Below are 16,519 nucleotides of genomic sequence, written 5' to 3' on the forward strand. Positions count from 1 at the left end.
CTCCATGCGCTCCATGCGGGCGTCGATCTGGACCACGCGGTCCTGTTCGAGCGAGCGCACCGAGCCGACCGGCAGCGCCTGGTTCTCGCTGCGCACCGCGTCCACCACCTGGCTGGCGCTGACGCCGAAGGCCTCCATCGCCTGCGGATTGAGATAGATGTTGATCTCGCGCTTGGTGCCGCCGACCAGCGTGACGGAGCCGACGCCGCGCACGTTCTCCAGGCGCTTCTTGAGCACCTGGTCGGCCCAGTTGGTGAGCTCGACCGCGCTGGGCTGCTGCTCCTTCGGCCCTTCGGGCAGCACCGCCACCGACCAGACGGCGCGCGAGGCCGGGTCGAAGCGCAGCACGCGCGGGTCCTTCACCTCGTCGCGGAACAGCGGCCGCACGCCGGCCACCTTCTCGCGCACGTCCTCGGCCGCCTTGCGGCCGTCGACATAGAGCTGGAACTCGATGATGACGACCGACTGGCCTTCATAGCTGCGCGAGGTCAGCGCGTTGATGCCGGCGATCGAGTTGACGCCTTCCTCGATCTTCTTGGTGACCTCGCTCTCGACGATCTCGGGCGAGGCGCCGGGGTACTCGGTGATCACCACCACCACCGGGAAATCGATGTTCGGAAACTGGTCGACCTGCAGCCGCTGGTAGGAGAAGGCGCCCAGCACCACCAGGGCGAGCATCAACATGGTCGCGAAGACCGGGTTCTTGAGACTGACGCGGGTGAACCACATGCCGTGCCAGCCTCAGGGTGCGCTGCGCGCTGAAGGAACGGCGGTCGGCGCGGTGCCCGTGGCGACCGGCGTCAGCCGCACCGCCGTGCCCTGGCGCAGCGGGCCGAGGCTGCCGGCCACCACCACCGCGCCGTCGTCGATGCCGCGCACCGAGACCATCGTCTGGCCGTCGAACTGGCCGCGCAGGCCGGTCTCGACCGGACGGTGCACGATGCGGCCGTCGACCACCATCTGCACGTAGGGCGCCGGCTTGTCGGTGCGCACCGCGCTCAGCGGCAGGGCCAGCGTTTCGGTGCGGCCGACGTCGATCGTGCCCTGCGCGAACAGCCCCTGGCGAAAGCCCGTGCTGCGGTCGAGCCGCAGGTAGACCAGCACGCTGCGGCTGCCCGCCTGCGCGCTCGGGTTGACCCGCGCCACGCTGGCGCCGACGCTGCGTTCGCCGCTCTTCGGGTCGGTCGCGCCGCTGCCCTCGATCTGCAGGCTGGCGCGCTGGCCGACGCGCACCGCGACTGAGTCGGCCGCGGCCAGCGTGGCCTCGACCTCGATGCGGCTCAGGTCCACCACTTCGATGATCTTGGCATCGATCCCGACGCGCTCGCCCGATTGGGCGAAGCGCTGCGCCACCTGGCCCGCGATCGGGCTCTTGAGCACGGTGTCGTCGAGCGACTTGCGGGTCATCTCGACCGCCGCCAGCGCGGCGCGGTGGGTCGACAGCGCCGAATTGAGATTCGACTGCGAGGTCTCGAGCGCGGTCCGGGAGATGAAGCCCTGATCGACCAGCGCCTTGTTGTTGTCGAAGGTGCGCTGCGCCACCTCGGCCTGGGCGCGGGCCGAATCGGCCTGCTCCTGGGCCTGGCGCAGGCGCGACTGGTATTCGATCGGGTCGATGCGCGCGATCACCTGGCCCGCCGCGACCGTGTCGCCCTCGCGCACCGCGAGCCCGATCAGCTCGCCGGCGACACGGGCCTTGACCTGTGCCGAATCGACCGCCCTGAGCGTGCCCGAGACCGGCAGCGTTTCGGCGAGCTCGCGGCGCGCGACCCGCACCACGTCGGCCGGCGAGAGTTCCACCACGGTCTCGGCCGCGGGTGCGCCGGCCGTCAGCTTGGCCTGCTGCGCCTTGCGCGCGCCAAGGGCGCGCAGCGCGCCGCCTACGAGAAGCACCAGGATCAGCGCCGCGACGGCCCACTTCATCGTTCTTTTCATGCGGCAGCCTTCGGCGGCAGGCTGAGGCCGTGCAGCACGGTCTCGGCCTGGAGCGCCAGGTATTTCTCGGGGTCGATGTCGGATTTCTCGTCGAAGCAGATGGCGGGCGAGTGCTTGGTGAGCATCAGGAAGATCATCGGCGCGATGACGGTGTAGATCGCGAGGTCGACGTCGACCGGCGCGAACTCGCCACTGTCGACGCCGCGCTGGACGATGCGCCGCAGCAGCCTGTGGCCCGGCTGCACCACTTCGCGGCGATAGAACTCGGCCAGTTCGGGAAAGTTCCGGCCCTCGCTCATCATCAGCTTCGTCAGGCCCGAGGCCTTGGTCGAGCCGACGCGTTCCCACCAGATCCGCATGCAGTAGCGCAGCATGTCGGCGGTGCTGCCTTCGTACTCGTCGAACTCGCGGTTCCACTCGGTGAAGCGGCCGGCCAGGTTCTCGATCACGACGGCTTTGAACAGCTCTTCCTTGCTCTGGAAGTAAAGGAAGAGGGTGCCCTTGGAGACGCCGGCGCGGACCGCGACCTCCTCCGAGCGGGTGGCGGCGAAGCCTTTCTCGACGAACAGGTCCAGCGCCGCCTCCAGCAACTCGCCCGGACGGGCCTCCTTGCGCCGCTCGCGCTTGGCGCTCACGGGACACAACTTGTCCTTGAGGAATCGGGGAGCGGGCATGTGAATTAATGACTGACGGGTTAGTAATGTAGTGAGGCCGGTGCGGGGCGTCAAGCCGGCACAATGCGGAGTTCGTCTCGACCTTCGCCGGAGTTGCCATGCCCTCGCCATCCTCGCCAACCGAATCCATCGTCCTCGGCGGTGGCTGCTTCTGGTGCACCGAAGCGGTGTTCGACCGCGTGCAGGGCGTGCTGGATGTGGAGTCCGGCTACAGCAACGGACAGGTCGTGAACCCGAGCTACGACCAGGTCTGCACCGGCCGCACCGGCCATGCCGAAGTCGTCAAGGTGGCTTTCGACCCGTCGCAGATCGCTTTGCGCGAGATCCTCGAGATCTTCTTCGTGGTGCACGACCCGACCACCCTCAACCGCCAGGGCAACGACGCCGGCACCCAGTACCGCAGCGGCATCTACTACACCGACGAGGCGCAGAAGCAAGTGGCCGAGGAGGTGATCCGCGAGATCGCCGACGGCGGAACCTACCGTTCGCCGATCGTGACCGAGGTCGCGCCGCTGGCCAACTACTCGACCGCCGAGGCCTACCACCAGGACTACTTCCTGAACCACCCGGACCAGGGCTACTGCGCCTTCGTGGTCGGGCCCAAGGTCGAGAAGTTTCAGAAGACCTTCGCGGCCCGCGTGAAAGCTTGAAACCTCGCGGGACAGACCAAGAAACTGCGAAGCAGTTTTTGCTCTGTCCTCGACCAACCTGAAACTTCGCGGGACAGACCAAGAAACTGCGAAGCAGTTTTTGCTCTGTCCTCGACTGACTAAAGATGCCTTTTGCCCAGCGCACCCTCCGCAGCCGCACCCTGTTGTGCGCGCTGGCGTTCGCGCTGTGGGCCGCGACCACGCTGGGCCTGCTGCACAGCGCGCTGCACGGTTCGCCGCCGGCACCGTCGGCCGCTGTCTCCGCGCAGGTCGACGAGGCTGCGGCCTCGCACGGCCTGTCCGCGCTCTTCGGTGTCCACACCGAGGCCGAGTGCCGGCTCTACGACCAGTTGTCCCACGGGTCGGCCGCGCCTTGCGTGCCCCCGGTCTTCCTGCCGGTGCTGCTGCCGGCCGCCAGCTTCGTCTGGCTCGAGGGCGAAGTCTTCGCCCGCTGGATCGCGCTGTTCGACGCGCGCGGTCCGCCTTCCGCTCGCTGAATCCCCCTGCCTTCCGGTTGCCGACCCCGCCTGGCGGGGCGCGGCCGGCTGTTCATCGATTCAACGAGTGTTCCTTCATGACTTTCCTTTTTCATCGCCATGGCGTTGGCGCCGCGGTGCTGTCCTTCCTGTCCTGCGCCGCCGGCGGCGCCTGGGCGCAAGCCTCTCCTGGCGCACCGGCGCCCTCGCTCGGCGAGATCACCGTCACCGGCAATCCGCTCGGCGCCAGCGACCTGATCGTGCCGACCACGTCGCTCGCGAACGAAGCCCTGCTGCTGCGTTCCCAGTCCACCCTCGGCGAGACGCTGAACGGCCTGCCGGGCGTCAACAGCACCTACTTCGGTCCCAACGCGAGCCGGCCCACGATCCGCGGCCAGGACGGCGACCGCATCCGCATCCTGCAGAACGGCGGCAGCGCGCCCGACGCCTCGGCCCTGAGCTACGACCACGCCGTGCCGGTCGATGCGCTGGTGACGGACCGGCTCGAGGTGCTGCGCGGACCGGCCGCGCTGCAGTACGGAGGGAGTGCGGTCGGCGGCGTGGTCAACGTGATCGACAACCGCATCCCGACCGAACCGATCGAGGGCTTCGGCGGCCGCGCCGACCTGGGCTACGCCACCGGCAACCGCGAGAAGGCGGGCGGCGTGGTGCTCGAAGGCGGCACCGACCGCTATGCGCTGCACGTCGATGCCTTCCGGCGCGATTCCGACGACGTCTCGGTGCCGATCGAACTGGGCTGCGAGAAGCCCGGGCATCTCGGTTTCGCGCGCAAGATCTGCAACTCGGCCAACCAGGCCGACGGCGGCGCCTTCGGCGGCACGCTGTTCTTCGACCAGGGCTGGATCGGCGCCTCGGCCAGCACCTACCGCAGCACCTACGGCACCGTGGCCGAGCCCGACGTCACGATCGGCATGAAGTCCGACCGCTACGCGCTCGAGGGCGAATGGCGGCCCGGTGGCTTCTTCAGCAGCGTCCATGCCAAATTCAGCCGCACCGAGTACCGCCACACCGAGTACGAGGGCCCGTTGCCTGGCACCACCTTCACCAACGACAGCAACGACCTGCGCATCGAGGCGCGGCACCGCAAGATCGGCGATCTCGAGGGCATGGTCGGCTTCACCAGCGAGAGCGGCCGTTTCTCGGCCAATGGCGAGGAGGCCTTCGCGCCGAACAGCCGCACCAAGGCCAATGCGCTGTTCCTGCACGAGGAGCTCGGCACCTCGTGGGGGCGGCTGAGCTTCGGCGCCCGCACCGAGCAGGTCAAGGTGCAATCGCTCGGCGATCCGTCCAGCCCGGAGGTCACGCGCTTCTTCGTCGGCGAGCGCGACTTCCACCCGAGCAGCGCCGCCTTCGGTGGGCTGGTGAACCTGTCGCCGCAATGGCAGCTGACCTCGAACCTCGCCTACACCGAGCGGGCGCCGAAGGACTACGAGCTGTTCGCCAACGGCCCCCACCTGGCGACCGCGGCCTGGGAGACCGGCGACCCGAACCTCAAGGTGGAGAAGTCGACCGGCCTGGACCTGGGCGCCCAATGGAAGTCCGGCGCCCACACGGCCAAGGTGAACGCCTACGCGACCCGCTTCAGCAACTACATCGGGCTCACCGCCACCGGCAACGTGCGCAGTGCCGACGGCGAACTCAATCCACCGCCGATCGAGACGGCGGACGGGCAATTGCTGTTCCCCGAGGTGTTCGCCGACTACGTCTACCACGGGGTGCGAGCCCGCTTCACCGGCCTCGAGGCCAACGGCAACCTGCAACTGCTCGGCGCCGACGGCTTCTCGCGCCCGGCTGACGGCTCCACGCTCGACCTCGAGTGGCGCGGCGACCTGGTGCGCGCCACCAACACCGACACCAACGAGCCGCTGCCGCGCATCGCGCCGTGGCGCATCGGCAGCACGCTGGCCTATGGCAACGGCCCCTGGAGCGCGCGCCTGGGCTTCGACTACTACGCGGCGCAGAACCGCGTGCCGCCGCTGGGCGACCGCGCGACCGAGGCCTACACGCTCTGGGCCGCGTCGGTCAGCTACCAGATGCGGGTGCAGCGCGCCAATCTCACCTGGTATGCGCGCGTCGACAACATCGGCAACGCGCTGGCCTACAGCGCGACCTCGATCCTGACGACCACGGTGTACCCCAATGCGCCGCTGCCGGGGCGCAGCCTGAAGGTGGGATTGCGGGCGACGTTCTAGGTGGCTGGCCCCCACGCTCCCCCACTGCGTGTGGGTCGCTGCCCCCCGAGGGGGAGTCTGCAGGCCGCCCGTTTGCGCGAAGCGCGGACTTCGCCGCGCTGGCGGCCCGGCGCCGGCCTGGGCCTCGGCTATTCTCGACGGGCATGAATGGTCCCGTCGTTTCCTCGCTGCTGCCCGTGGTGTTCCTCATCGCGGCCGGCTACCTGGCGGGGAGGCTTCGCTGGATCCAGGGCGGTGCGGTCAAGGACCTGTCGAACCTGGTGTTCCTGCTGCTGGCGCCGCCGCTGCTGTTCCGCTCGATGAGCACGGTGCGCCTGGAGCAACTGAGCCTGAAGCCGGTGGCGGCCTATTTCGTCGCCGCCGGCCTGATCTTCGCGGCCACGCTGGCGTGGCGCGGCTTCAACCGCACCGGCGTCGTGCTGGCGCTCGCCAACACCTACAGCAACACCGTCATGATCGGCATTGCGCTGGTGGGCCTGGCCTACGGGCCCGAGGGCATGGTGGTGCTGCTGACGCTGATCTCGCTGCATTCGCTGGTGCTCCTGACCAGCGCCACCGTGTTCCTCGAGCTCGCGGTGGCGCACGAGGACGCGCAGCGCCACGCGTCGGGCCGGGAGGGGCGGCGCGCGATGGCACGCGCCGTGGCGCGCGCGCTGCGCAACGCGATCATCCATCCGGTGCAGGCGCCGATCCTGCTGGGCCTGCTGTTCGCGCAGACCGGGCTCGCGATTCCCGAGGCGCTGGACAAGCCGATCGCCTTGCTCGGGCAGGCCTTCAGCCCGGTGGCCCTGGTGCTCGTCGGCATCACGCTGGCGCTGACGCCGGTGGGCCTGCACTGGCGCAACGCGCTGACCCAGGCGCTGGTCAAGAACCTGGTGCATCCGGCGCTGGTGGCGGTGCTCGGCTGGGCCTTCGGCCTGCGCGGCCTGCCGCTGACCGTGATGGTGGTGGCCGCCGCGCTGCCGATCGGCGCCAACGTGTTCCTGTTCGCGCAGCGCTACCGGACCTCGGAAGCGCTGATCACCGCGAGCGTGGTGGTTTCGACGGTCATGGCGCTGGCGACGCTCTCCATTGTGATGGCGGTCGCGGGCCGGCTCTGAGCCCGGCCGAACCTCAGGGCGCCAGCCGTTCGCGCACCCAGTCGCCACCTTCGCGGCGATAGCGCAGCCGGTCGTGCAGCCGGCTCTTGCGGCCCTGCCAGAACTCCCAGCGGTCGGGTTCCAGCCGGAAGCCGCCCCAGTGCGGCGGCCGCGGCGGCGAGAGCAGGTGCTTCGCGGCCTGCACCGCGGCGTTCTTCACGAGCACGTCGCGCCCGCTGATGACCTCGCTCTGCGGGCTGGCCCAGGCGCCGATGCGGGAGTCGAGCGGGCGGCTCGCGAAGTAGGCGTCGCTCTCGGCGGCGTCGACCTTGCGGACCCGTCCCTCGATGCGCACCACGCGCTCGAGCTCGACCCAATGGAACTGCAGCGCCGCATAGGGATTGCCGGCCAGCTCCTGGCCCTTGCGGCTCTGGTAGTTGGTGTACCAGACGACGCCGCGGGCGCCGTAGCCCTTGATCAGCACGATGCGGGTGGAGGGGCGCAGGTCGCCGCCGACGGTGGCCAGGGTCATCGCGTTGGGTTCGGGCACCTGGGCGTCGATCGCCTCGGCAAGCCAGCGTTCGAACAGGTCGAGCGGGTCGGCGGCGCTGCTGGTTTCGTCGAGCGCGGCGCGCTCGTAGCTTTTGCGCAGTGCGGCCAGCGATTCGTTGGTTGAACTCATGGCGCCATTGTTGCGCAAGCCAAGCGGAGATACTGCGGGCCATGAACGCCGTGCCCGAAATTCGACCACCGACTGTCATCGTCCTCGCCTCCGGAAGCGGCGAGCGCTTCCGCGCCGCCGGCGGCGCCGGCCACAAGCTGCAGGCGATGCTGGCCGGCGCCACGGTGCTGGACCACACGCTGGCGGCGGTGCGCGCGAGCGGCCTGCCCTGGCATCTGGAGGACGCCGGCCACCCCGGCATGGGCGACTCGATCGCCGCCGCCGTGCGGGCCACGGCCGATGCCGCGGGCTGGCTGATCCTGCCGGCCGACCTGCCGCTGGTGCAGCCCGCGACCCTGAACGCCGTGGCGCGTGCGCTGGGTCCGGCGGTGCAGGCGGCACAGCCGCACTACGGCGGCCAGCGCGGCCATCCGGTGGGCTTCGCCGCCAGCTGCTTCGACCCGCTTTCGCAGCTGTCGGGCAACCAGGGCGCTGCCCCCGTGCTGCGTGCGCTCAGGGAGGCAGGGCAGGTGGCCGACATCGAGGTCGACGACATCGGTGTCGTGACCGACATCGACACCCCCGAAGAACTCGCGCGCGCCGAGGCCTTGATCAAGGCGCGGCTTGGCTAACGCTTCAGGCCGGCGCCGGGCCGCCCCAAGGCGGCCTGCGGCCCCCTCGGGGGGCAGCGACCCACACGCAGTGGGGGAGCGTGGGGGCTAGCTAGCTCCGGGCGATGATCCCGCAGGCGACGCGCGGGCCGGAGTTGCCGGCCGGCTGGGTCGTGAAGTCGTCGCGGTCGCGGTGCACCACCAGCGCGCGGCCGATCACGTTGTTGGCGGCGCCTTCGGTCATCGAGATGTTGTGCACGTCGACGCTGAAACGCGCCACGCCGGCGGCGTCGGCCACCAGGCTCGGCAGCTCGCCCGCATGGCTGCCGGGCGCGGCGAACTTGCCGTGCGTGCCGCCGGCCGGATTGAAGTGGCCGCCCGAGGCATTGCCGTTGTCGCCGCAGTCGCCCTTTTCGTGGATATGGAAGCCGTGCTCGGTGCCCGGCGCAAAGCCACGGACCTCGCCCTTGACGCGCACGCCGTGGTCGAGCGCCGTGAATGTCACCTTGCCCACGGTCGGATTCGGCGAGATCGCGCCGGTCGGCGCGAGCTCGGCGGTGGCGCCGGCCTTGGGGCCCAGGGTGCCGCAGGCCGCGAGCAGGCCGGCCGCGACGACGGCGAGGGCAGGGACGATGTGGCGAGGGCGCATGATCAAGTTACTCCTTGGTTTTCTGGGTTGACGCTGAAGGGTACATCGCAGCGGCAGGCTCGCCGCTGTCGGCCGATGCCGACAGGCGCGAATCCGCCAGCCTGACCAGCCGTGCCAGCGCGGCATCGTGGATCGCATGGCGCCGCAGCTCGAGCAGGGTCTGGTGCGCATAGTCCAGCGAGCTGCCGTAGCGGCCGACCGCGGTCTTGAAGATCAGGGCGTAGCGCTCGTCGCTCAACTCCCCGGTGAAGTTGGGGCTGTGCCGCGACAGCGTGAAGGCCAGCGCACGCACCGTCGAATGGGGCGTCGCGCACTCGAGCCAGCGCGGATCGTAGACGCCGGTCGGCATCTCGCGCAACCAGAGCCGGCCCAGGGTTTCGAGCCCGTGGGCGGCAGGCACGCGGAACACCATGCCGCGGCAGCTGCCGCCCGACAACAGGCCGAACACCAGTCCGGGGTTCTCGACCGTGCCGCGGTTGACCCGGCTCCACATCTTGAGCGCGCGGTGCCAGCCGTGGACCCGGGCCGGATGCCGCTCGACGAAGCCGAAATCCGGCCGCCAGATCAGTGAACCGTAGCCGAACAGCCAGAGGTCCTCGTGGCCGCCCCATTCGGCGATCACGCGGTCGAGCATCGGCTTGGGATCGCGAAGGGGCTTCGGCAGCGGGCCCAGGCCGGGCGGCCCGGGGTCGCCGACCGGGCCGTCGGAGGCGGCACCTACAATTTGGCGGTCATGGTTCACCGCACCATTATTTACCGACCCCTCAACTACGGAGATCCGCCCATGTCAGCCAACAGTGATGACGAAAGCCAGCAGAACTTCATCCTCGCCTTCCTGCTCGGCCTGATCGCCCTCGTGATCCTGTTCGTGATCGGGATCGTGCTCTACACCCGCAGCCATGCGCCGGCTCCGGCGACGCCCCCGGTGGCCGCGGCCGTGCCGGTGACCACGCTGGCGGTCGTGACCGAGACCGTGACGGTCGTGATTCCCGACGGCGCCAGCATCCGCGTCATCGGCGGGGTCGTGAACTTCTATTTCGCCACCGCCAGCGCCGACCTGGCGCCGGGCGCAGCCGAGGCCCTGGCCGTGGTCATCAAGGGCGTCGAGAGCGGCCGCAAGGCGGTGATTTCGGGCTTCCATGACACCACCGGCGACGCCGCGATCAACGAGGCCCTGGCGAAGAAGCGCGCCGAGACCGTGCGCGACGTGCTGACCGGCCTCGGCGTCCCGGCCGACAAGGTCGAGCTCGAGAAGCCGGCCGTCACGTCCGGCACGGGGAACAATGCCGAAGCCCGCCGGGTCGAAGTCAAGTTGCTGGATTGAGCGCCAGCGCACTCGCAGCGATGCAAAGCCCGGCTCGTCCGGGTTTTTTCATTTGGACTTGATACCATGCACTTCCGAGCCGCCGCCGCGTCGCGGCTCTCCGGCAGAGCGACACACCCCATGACCACACATCCCACCGTCCGCGCTGTCACCGAGCGCATCCGCGCGCGCAGCCAGAGCCTGCGCAGCGCCTACCTGCAGGACCTGGCCGAAACCCGAAGCCGCGACCGCGGCTCCGACCGGATGGGCTGCGCCAACGTCGCGCATGCCGTGGCCGGTATCCCGGCCAACGACAAGTTCAAGGTCGTGAGCGAGCGGGCGCCCAACATCGGCATCGTCACCGCCTACAACGACATGCTCTCGGCCCATGCGCCGTACCAGGGCTACCCCGACATCGTCAAGCACGAGGCGCGCCGCCTCGGCGCCACCGCCCAGGTGGCCGGCGGCGTGCCCGCGATGTGCGACGGTGTCACCCAGGGCACGCCCGGCATGGAGCTGAGCCTGTTCAGCCGCGACGTCATCGCGATGGGCACCGCGGTGGCGCTCACGCACGACATGTTCGATGCCGCGCTGCTGCTCGGCGTCTGCGACAAGATCGTGCCGGGCCTGCTGATCGGCGCGCTGCATTTCGGCCACCTGCCGACCGTCTTCGTGCCCGCCGGGCCGATGCCCTCGGGCCTGTCGAACACCGCCAAGTCGAAGGTGCGCGAGCAGGCGGCCCAGGGGCTGGTCGGGCGCCAGGGCCTGCTCGACGCCGAGATGCAGGCCTACCACGCGCAGGGCACCTGCACCTTCTACGGCACCGCCAACAGCAACCAGATGCTGCTCGAGGCCATGGGCCTGCACGTGCCGGGCTCGGCCTTCATCCAGCCCGGCGACGACATGCGCGAGGCGCTCACGCGCGAGGCGGTGCGCACCGTGCTGGGGCGGGCAACGGACGCCGCCTTCGCGGTGCCGCCGATCGGCGAGCTGGTCGACGAGCGCGTGATCGTCAATGCCATGGCGGCGCTGCTCGCCACCGGCGGCTCGACCAACCACCTGATCCACTGGGTCGCGGTGGCGCGCGCCGCCGGCATCCTGATCGACTGGAACGATTTCGCCGAGCTGTCGGAAGTGGTGCCCTTGCTGGCGCGGGTCTATCCCAACGGCAGCGCCGACGTCAATGGTTTCCAGGCCGCAGGAGGGCCGGGCTTCGTGATCGGCGAACTGCTCGACGCCGGCCTGATGCATGCCGACGTGCTCAGCGTGCGGGCCGGCGGCATCCGCGAATTCGCCGGCATTCCGCAACTCGCCGGGGCTCCTTCGGACGAACGCTCGCTCAAGTGGGCGGCCGCCGCACCGTCGAAGGACGACAGCATCGCGCGGCCGGTCTCGGCGCCCTTCAGCGCCACCGGCGGGCTCAAGCTGCTGCAGGGCAACCTGGGCCGCAGCGTGATCAAGGTGTCCTCGGTGCCGACCGACCGCCACGTGATCGAGGCGCCCGCGCGGGTCTTCGATTCGCAGGCCGCGCTGCAGCAGGCCTTCACCGCCGGCGAGCTCGAGCGCGACGTGGTCTGCGTGGTGCGCTGGCAGGGCCCGCAGGCCAACGGCATGCCCGAGCTGCACAAGCTCACGCCGCCGCTGTCGGTGCTGCAGGGCAAGGGCTTCCGGGTGGCGCTGGTGACCGATGGCCGCATGAGCGGCGCGTCCGGCAAGGTGCCGGCCGCGATCCACGTCTCGCCCGAGGCCGCCGCCGGCGGGCCGCTGGCCAAGGTGCGCGACGGCGACCTGATCCGGCTCGATGGCGTGGCCGGCACCCTCACCGTGCTGCTGCCCGAGGACGAATGGGCGGCGCGCGAAACCGCGACCATGCCCGACGAGGCGCGTGCCGCCAACGGCCGCGGCCTGGGCCGCGACTTGTTCGCCGGCATGCGGCGCAATGCATTGACTGCTGAAGAAGGAGCCTGCTCATGGCTGTGAAAGATTCGTTGTCCGCGCTCGATGTGATGCGCGACGCCCCGGTGATTCCGGTCATCGTGCTGCACGACGTCAAGGACGCGGTGCCGCTGGCGCGCGCGCTGGTGGCCGGCGGCATCCGCATGCTCGAGGTCACGCTGCGCACCCGCGAGGCGCTCGAGTGCATCGAGCTGATCGCCAAGGAAGTGCCCGAGGCCGTGGCCGGCGCCGGCACCATCCGCAGCGCCGCCGATGCCCAGGCCTCGGCGCTGGCCGGCGCGAAATTCGGCGTCAGCCCCGGCTACACGCGCGCGGTCGGCAAGGCCTGCCACGACCTCGGACTGCCGCTCCTGCCCGGCGTCGCGACCGGCAGCGAGATCATGATGGCCCAGGAAGACGGCCTGACCGAGCTCAAGTTCTTCCCGGCCGTGCAGGCCGGCGGCCTGGCGATGCTCAAGGCCTGGCAAGGACCCTTCGGCGACGTCAAGTTCTGCCCCACGGGCGGCGTCCACGCCGGCAACGCGCACGAGTTCCTCGCGCTGTCCAACGTCGCCTGCGTCGGCGGCTCGTGGATCGTGCCGACCGACGCCATCGCCGCCGGCGACTGGGGCCGCATCGAGGCGCTGGCGCGCGAGGCCAGCCAACTGGCGCGCTGAGGGCCGGGGCATGGGAGAGATCCTGGAAGGCAGCGAACTGAAGGTCATCGCCTTCGACGTCTTCGGCACCGTGGTCGACTGGTATTCCGGCATTGCCGCCGAGGCCGAGCGGCTGCTGCCCGGTGTCGATGGCGGCGCCTTCGCGCTGGCCTGGCGCGCCGGCTACCAGCCCGCGATGCAGGGCGTGATGGGGCGCCTGGCGGCCGGCGAGGGCGGCTTCACGCTGCTCGACGAACTGCACATGGGCATCCTCGGCGATGTGCTGCGCGAATTCGGAGCGGCCGATCTCGACGCCGGCAAGAAGCGCGAACTCAACAAGGCCTGGCACCGGCTGCCGGCATGGCCCGATGCGGTCGAGGGGCTGGCCCGGCTCAAGCGCAAGTACACGATCTGCACGCTCTCCAACGGCAACATCGGCCTGCTGACCGAGATGGCCAAGCGCGCCGGCCTGCCCTGGGACTGCGTGCTGTCGGCGGAAGTGTTCAAGGCCTACAAGCCCGACCCGCGCACCTACATCGGCGTGGCCGCGGTGTTCGATGTCACGCCAGGGCAGGTGATGCTGGCGGCCGCGCACCACGACGACCTGGCGGCGGCCCGCGCCTGCGGCCTGCGCACCGGCTACATCGAGCGGCCCCTGGAGTTCGGCCCCGGGCGGCCGAAGGATGTCTCGCCGCAGCCCGACAACACGCTGCACGCACGGGACATCGGGGCGCTGGCGGATCTGCTGGGCTGCTGATTTTTCGCTGAAAGTACGCATGCAGATATTTCTCTGCATGTGTTCGATGCTTCAGCACCGGATTCCGGACTGAGCCTACTGACGTGTCTGTCTTGCGCACCTAGAGTGTGCATCGACAAGAACGAACGTGAGGGTGGGAGCCGGTGCCAATGAAGACACACTTGAGAGCCGTTGCCTCGGCACGCTGCTGCGACGGCCGTAGCCGCACCCCCTTGCTGTCTCGCTGCGCACGCTAGGGGCCGCGCATGGCGATTTCGCGACGAGCCTTGTTCGGCAAGCTCGACCTGACCCTGTTCCGCGCCATCGAATCAGCCACGGCATTCGCCAAGCTTCGAGGCAACCCCTATGTCGAGCTGACGCACTGGCTGCATCAGCTCTGGCAGCTCAGCGACAGCGACCTGCACCGGATCTGCCGCCACTATCAGATCGAGCCGCAATCGGTCGAGCGCGACCTGGCATCGGCGCTGGCCGCGCTGCCCTCCGGGGCTTCGTCGCTCAGCGATTTTTCGCATCACATTGGCGCCGCGATCGAACGGGCCTGGGTCCTGTCCAGTCTTGAGTTCGGCGGCCACTGCGTCCGCAGCGCCTGGCTGCTTGCCGCATTGCTGCAAACCCCCGATCTGCGCGGCGTGATGCTGGCCATCTCGCCCGCCTTCAAGAAGATACCGGCCGAGCAGCTCACCGAGTCGCTGGCGTCTCTCATCGCAGGTTCGCCGGAATCGAACGAGGGGCCACATGATGGTTCAGGGCTGGCATCGGCCATGCCCGGCGAAGCCAGTGGCGCCATCGCACTGGAAGCCGACGGAAGTTCGGCGCTGGCCAAATACTGCGTCGACCTGACGCAGCGTGCACGTGCCAGCGAGATCGATCCCGTGATCGGTCGCGAGCACGAGATCCGCACCATGGTCGACATCCTGCTGCGCCGTCGGCAGAACAACCCCCTGCTGACCGGCGAGGCCGGCGTCGGCAAGACCGCGGTGGTGGAGGGGCTGGCGCTCGCCATCGCTCGCGCCGAAGTGCCGGCCAGCCTGCGCGAGGTCCGCCTGCTGAGCCTCGACGTCGGCGCGCTGCTGGCCGGTGCCAGCCTGCGCGGCGAATTCGAGTCGCGCCTCAAGAGCCTGCTCGAGGAAGCGAGCCGCTCGCCGCAGCCCGTGATCCTGTTCGTCGACGAAGTGCATACCTTGATCGGCGCCGGCGGCCAGGCCGGCACCGGCGATGCGGCCAATCTGCTCAAGCCGGCGTTGGCGCGCGGCACCTTGCGCACCATCGGCGCGACCACCTGGAGTGAATACAAGCGCCATATCGAAAAGGACCCGGCGCTCACACGCCGCTTCCAGGTGCTGCAGGTCGCGGAGCCTGAAGAAACGTCAGCCATCGAGATGGTGCGCGGTCTGGTCGCGACCTTCACCGCGCACCATGGCGTCACCGTGCTCGACGAAGCCGTGCGCGCCGCCGTGCTGCTGTCGCATCGCTACATCCCGGCGCGCCAGCTGCCCGACAAGGCCATCAGCCTGCTCGATACCGCCTGCGCCCGTGTCGCCATGTCGCTGCAGACGCCGCCGGCCGCCGTGGAGCATCTGCGCCAGCGCATCGCGGCCTTGCGGACCGAACTCGACCTGCTCGACAAAGAAGGCGTGGTCGCCCAGGGCCGGGAAGGCCGTTCGGCGCGCATCGCCGCCATCCAGGCAGAGCTTGCTTGCGTGACCGACGAACTGTCGGCGCAGGAACAACGCTGGCAGGACGAACTCGCCATGGTCCGAAAGATCCAGGCCCTGCGCGCCGAGCATCTGGCCGACGCCGTACCGGCGCCATCCGCCGAACTGACGGCGCTCGAAGCCGCACTCGCCGATTGCCAGCAGGAGGCGCCGCTGATCTTCCCGCAGGTCGACGAAGACGTCGTGGCCGCCATCGTCGCCGACTGGACGGGCATCCCGGTCGGGCGCATGGTGCAGGACGATGTGGCCGCCGTGTTCCAGCTGCACGCGACGCTCGACCGTCGCGTCATCGGCCAGGGCGACGCGCTCAAGGTCATCACCGAGCGCGTCCAGACGGCCCGCGCGCGCCTGATCGATCCCGACAAGCCCGTGGGCGTCTTTCTCCTGGTGGGTCCATCGGGCGTGGGCAAGACCGAAACCGCACTGGCGCTGGCCGAGGCGATGTATGGCGGCGAGCAGAACCTCATCACCATCAACATGAGCGAGTTCCAGGAGTCGCACACCGTGTCGACGCTCAAGGGCGCGCCGCCGGGCTACGTGGGCTACGGCGAGGGCGGCGTGCTGACCGAGGCCGTGCGCCGCAAGCCCTACAGCGTGATCCTGCTCGACGAGGTCGAGAAGGCCCACCCCGACGTGCACGAGATCTTCTTCCAGGTCTTCGACAAGGGCTGGATGGAAGACGGGGAAGGGCGGCGCATCGACTTCCGCAACTGCACGATCCTGCTCACCAGCAACACCGGCTCCGATCTGATCACGTCGCTGTGCGAAGACCCGGCGCTGATTCCTGGCGCAGCCGCGCTGCGCGAAGCCCTGCAGTCGCCACTGCGGCAGGTGTTTCCGGCGGCCTTCATCGGGCGGCTGACAGTCGTGCCGTATCTGCCGCTGGCCGAGAGCGCGCTGGGCGACATCGTCACGCTGCACCTGAATCGCGTGGTCGACCGCATGCAGGCGCAGCACGGCATCGCGCTGAGCTATTCGCCGGCGCTGGTCAAGCACGTCATCGAGCAGTGCGGCACCCACGAGACAGGCGCGCGCCGCCTGATCGGCTTCATCGAGCAGAACCTGTTGCCGGTGCTTTCGCGGCATTGGCTGGGTGCCTTGCAGGAGCGACGACGGATCGTTCGGCTGGCGGTCGACATGTCGAACGAAGACTTCGCCTGCGAAGTCGAGTACGGCTGAAGCCGTGGCAACGCCACTTTCCATTC

16 protein-coding genes are annotated in these 16,519 nt (G+C 69.6%); 10 read left to right on the forward strand and 6 right to left on the reverse strand.

Annotated elements, in window-relative coordinates; translation table 11 throughout:
- From AC1D2O_RS24605 to AC1D2O_RS24615, 3 genes are all read right to left on the reverse strand, one after another.
- A partial coding sequence (locus AC1D2O_RS24605; RefSeq protein WP_478158054.1) for an efflux RND transporter permease subunit occupies nucleotides 1-729 on the reverse strand: 729 nt, incomplete at its 3' end.
- A gap of 12 nt (nucleotides 730-741) precedes the next feature.
- Nucleotides 742-1,935, reverse strand: coding sequence for an efflux RND transporter periplasmic adaptor subunit (locus AC1D2O_RS24610; RefSeq protein ID WP_478158055.1), 1,194 nt, complete (start codon nucleotides 1,933-1,935; stop codon nucleotides 742-744).
- Nucleotides 1,932-2,609 (reverse strand): TetR/AcrR family transcriptional regulator, encoded by a 678-nt coding sequence (locus tag AC1D2O_RS24615; RefSeq protein WP_478088140.1) that lies wholly within the window; start codon nucleotides 2,607-2,609, stop codon nucleotides 1,932-1,934. Before AC1D2O_RS24615 ends, AC1D2O_RS24610 begins: the two co-directional genes overlap by 4 nt.
- A gap of 98 nt (nucleotides 2,610-2,707) precedes the next feature.
- Here AC1D2O_RS24615 and msrA point away from each other — a divergent pair, with 98 nt between their 5' ends.
- The 4 genes from msrA (at nucleotide 2,708) to AC1D2O_RS24635 (ending at nucleotide 7,048) form a co-directional block, all read left to right on the forward strand.
- Complete coding sequence (gene msrA, locus AC1D2O_RS24620; protein ID WP_478088138.1) at nucleotides 2,708-3,259, forward strand: peptide-methionine (S)-S-oxide reductase MsrA; 552 nt, start codon at nucleotides 2,708-2,710, stop codon at nucleotides 3,257-3,259.
- A gap of 125 nt (nucleotides 3,260-3,384) precedes the next feature.
- Nucleotides 3,385-3,756, forward strand: a complete 372-nt coding sequence (locus tag AC1D2O_RS24625) for a hypothetical protein (protein ID WP_478158056.1) — start codon at nucleotides 3,385-3,387, stop codon at nucleotides 3,754-3,756.
- 77 nt (nucleotides 3,757-3,833) lie between these two features.
- Nucleotides 3,834-5,948, forward strand: a complete 2,115-nt coding sequence (locus AC1D2O_RS24630) for a TonB-dependent receptor (protein ID WP_478088134.1) — start codon at nucleotides 3,834-3,836, stop codon at nucleotides 5,946-5,948.
- Between the two features lie 143 nt (nucleotides 5,949-6,091).
- The gene (locus AC1D2O_RS24635; RefSeq protein WP_478088132.1) at nucleotides 6,092-7,048 is read left to right on the forward strand and encodes an AEC family transporter; all 957 of its coding nucleotides are present in this window, start codon (nucleotides 6,092-6,094) and stop codon (nucleotides 7,046-7,048) included.
- A gap of 13 nt (nucleotides 7,049-7,061) precedes the next feature.
- Here the strand turns inward: AC1D2O_RS24635 and pdxH are convergent, their stop codons facing one another.
- Nucleotides 7,062-7,709 (reverse strand): pyridoxamine 5'-phosphate oxidase, encoded by a 648-nt coding sequence (gene pdxH, locus AC1D2O_RS24640; protein WP_478088130.1) that lies wholly within the window; start codon nucleotides 7,707-7,709, stop codon nucleotides 7,062-7,064.
- Nucleotides 7,710-7,750: 41 nt separating this feature from the next.
- Between pdxH and AC1D2O_RS24645 the strand changes: the two genes are divergently transcribed.
- Entirely contained in the window at nucleotides 7,751-8,320 is a 570-nt protein-coding gene (locus AC1D2O_RS24645) for a nucleotidyltransferase family protein (RefSeq protein ID WP_478158057.1), read from the forward strand.
- A 91-nt stretch (nucleotides 8,321-8,411) separates the two neighbouring features.
- On the opposite strand, the gene AC1D2O_RS24650 is transcribed toward AC1D2O_RS24645, so the two are convergent.
- Both AC1D2O_RS24650 and AC1D2O_RS24655 read right to left on the reverse strand, forming a co-directional pair.
- On the reverse strand, nucleotides 8,412-8,948 hold the full coding sequence (locus tag AC1D2O_RS24650) for a superoxide dismutase family protein (protein ID WP_478088126.1): 537 nt from the start codon (nucleotides 8,946-8,948) through the stop codon (nucleotides 8,412-8,414).
- A 7-nt stretch (nucleotides 8,949-8,955) separates the two neighbouring features.
- Nucleotides 8,956-9,690, reverse strand: coding sequence for a gamma-glutamylcyclotransferase (locus tag AC1D2O_RS24655; RefSeq protein WP_478088124.1), 735 nt, complete (start codon nucleotides 9,688-9,690; stop codon nucleotides 8,956-8,958).
- A gap of 42 nt (nucleotides 9,691-9,732) precedes the next feature.
- On the opposite strand from AC1D2O_RS24655, the gene AC1D2O_RS24660 reads away from it, so the two are divergent.
- The 5 genes from AC1D2O_RS24660 to tssH all read left to right on the forward strand — a co-directional run bounded on the left by AC1D2O_RS24660 (nucleotide 9,733) and on the right by tssH (nucleotide 16,493).
- Nucleotides 9,733-10,272, forward strand: a complete 540-nt coding sequence (locus AC1D2O_RS24660) for an OmpA family protein (RefSeq protein WP_478088122.1) — start codon at nucleotides 9,733-9,735, stop codon at nucleotides 10,270-10,272.
- Nucleotides 10,273-10,392: 120 nt separating this feature from the next.
- Nucleotides 10,393-12,231 carry a phosphogluconate dehydratase gene (gene edd, locus AC1D2O_RS24665; RefSeq protein WP_478158058.1) on the forward strand — a complete coding sequence of 613 codons (1,839 nt, stop codon included), beginning with the start codon at nucleotides 10,393-10,395 and terminating at the stop codon, nucleotides 12,229-12,231.
- Nucleotides 12,222-12,863 (forward strand): bifunctional 4-hydroxy-2-oxoglutarate aldolase/2-dehydro-3-deoxy-phosphogluconate aldolase, encoded by a 642-nt coding sequence (gene eda, locus AC1D2O_RS24670; RefSeq protein WP_478088118.1) that lies wholly within the window; start codon nucleotides 12,222-12,224, stop codon nucleotides 12,861-12,863. The genes edd and eda overlap by 10 nt, the downstream gene beginning before the upstream one ends.
- A gap of 10 nt (nucleotides 12,864-12,873) precedes the next feature.
- Nucleotides 12,874-13,599, forward strand: coding sequence for a haloacid dehalogenase type II (locus AC1D2O_RS24675; protein WP_478088116.1), 726 nt, complete (start codon nucleotides 12,874-12,876; stop codon nucleotides 13,597-13,599).
- Between the two features lie 245 nt (nucleotides 13,600-13,844).
- Nucleotides 13,845-16,493, forward strand: coding sequence for a type VI secretion system ATPase TssH (tssH, locus tag AC1D2O_RS24680; protein ID WP_478158059.1), 2,649 nt, complete (start codon nucleotides 13,845-13,847; stop codon nucleotides 16,491-16,493).
- The last annotated feature ends 26 nt before the right edge of the window (nucleotides 16,494-16,519 follow it).

This window comes from Variovorax sp. P1_G12 (genome assembly GCF_056405555.1).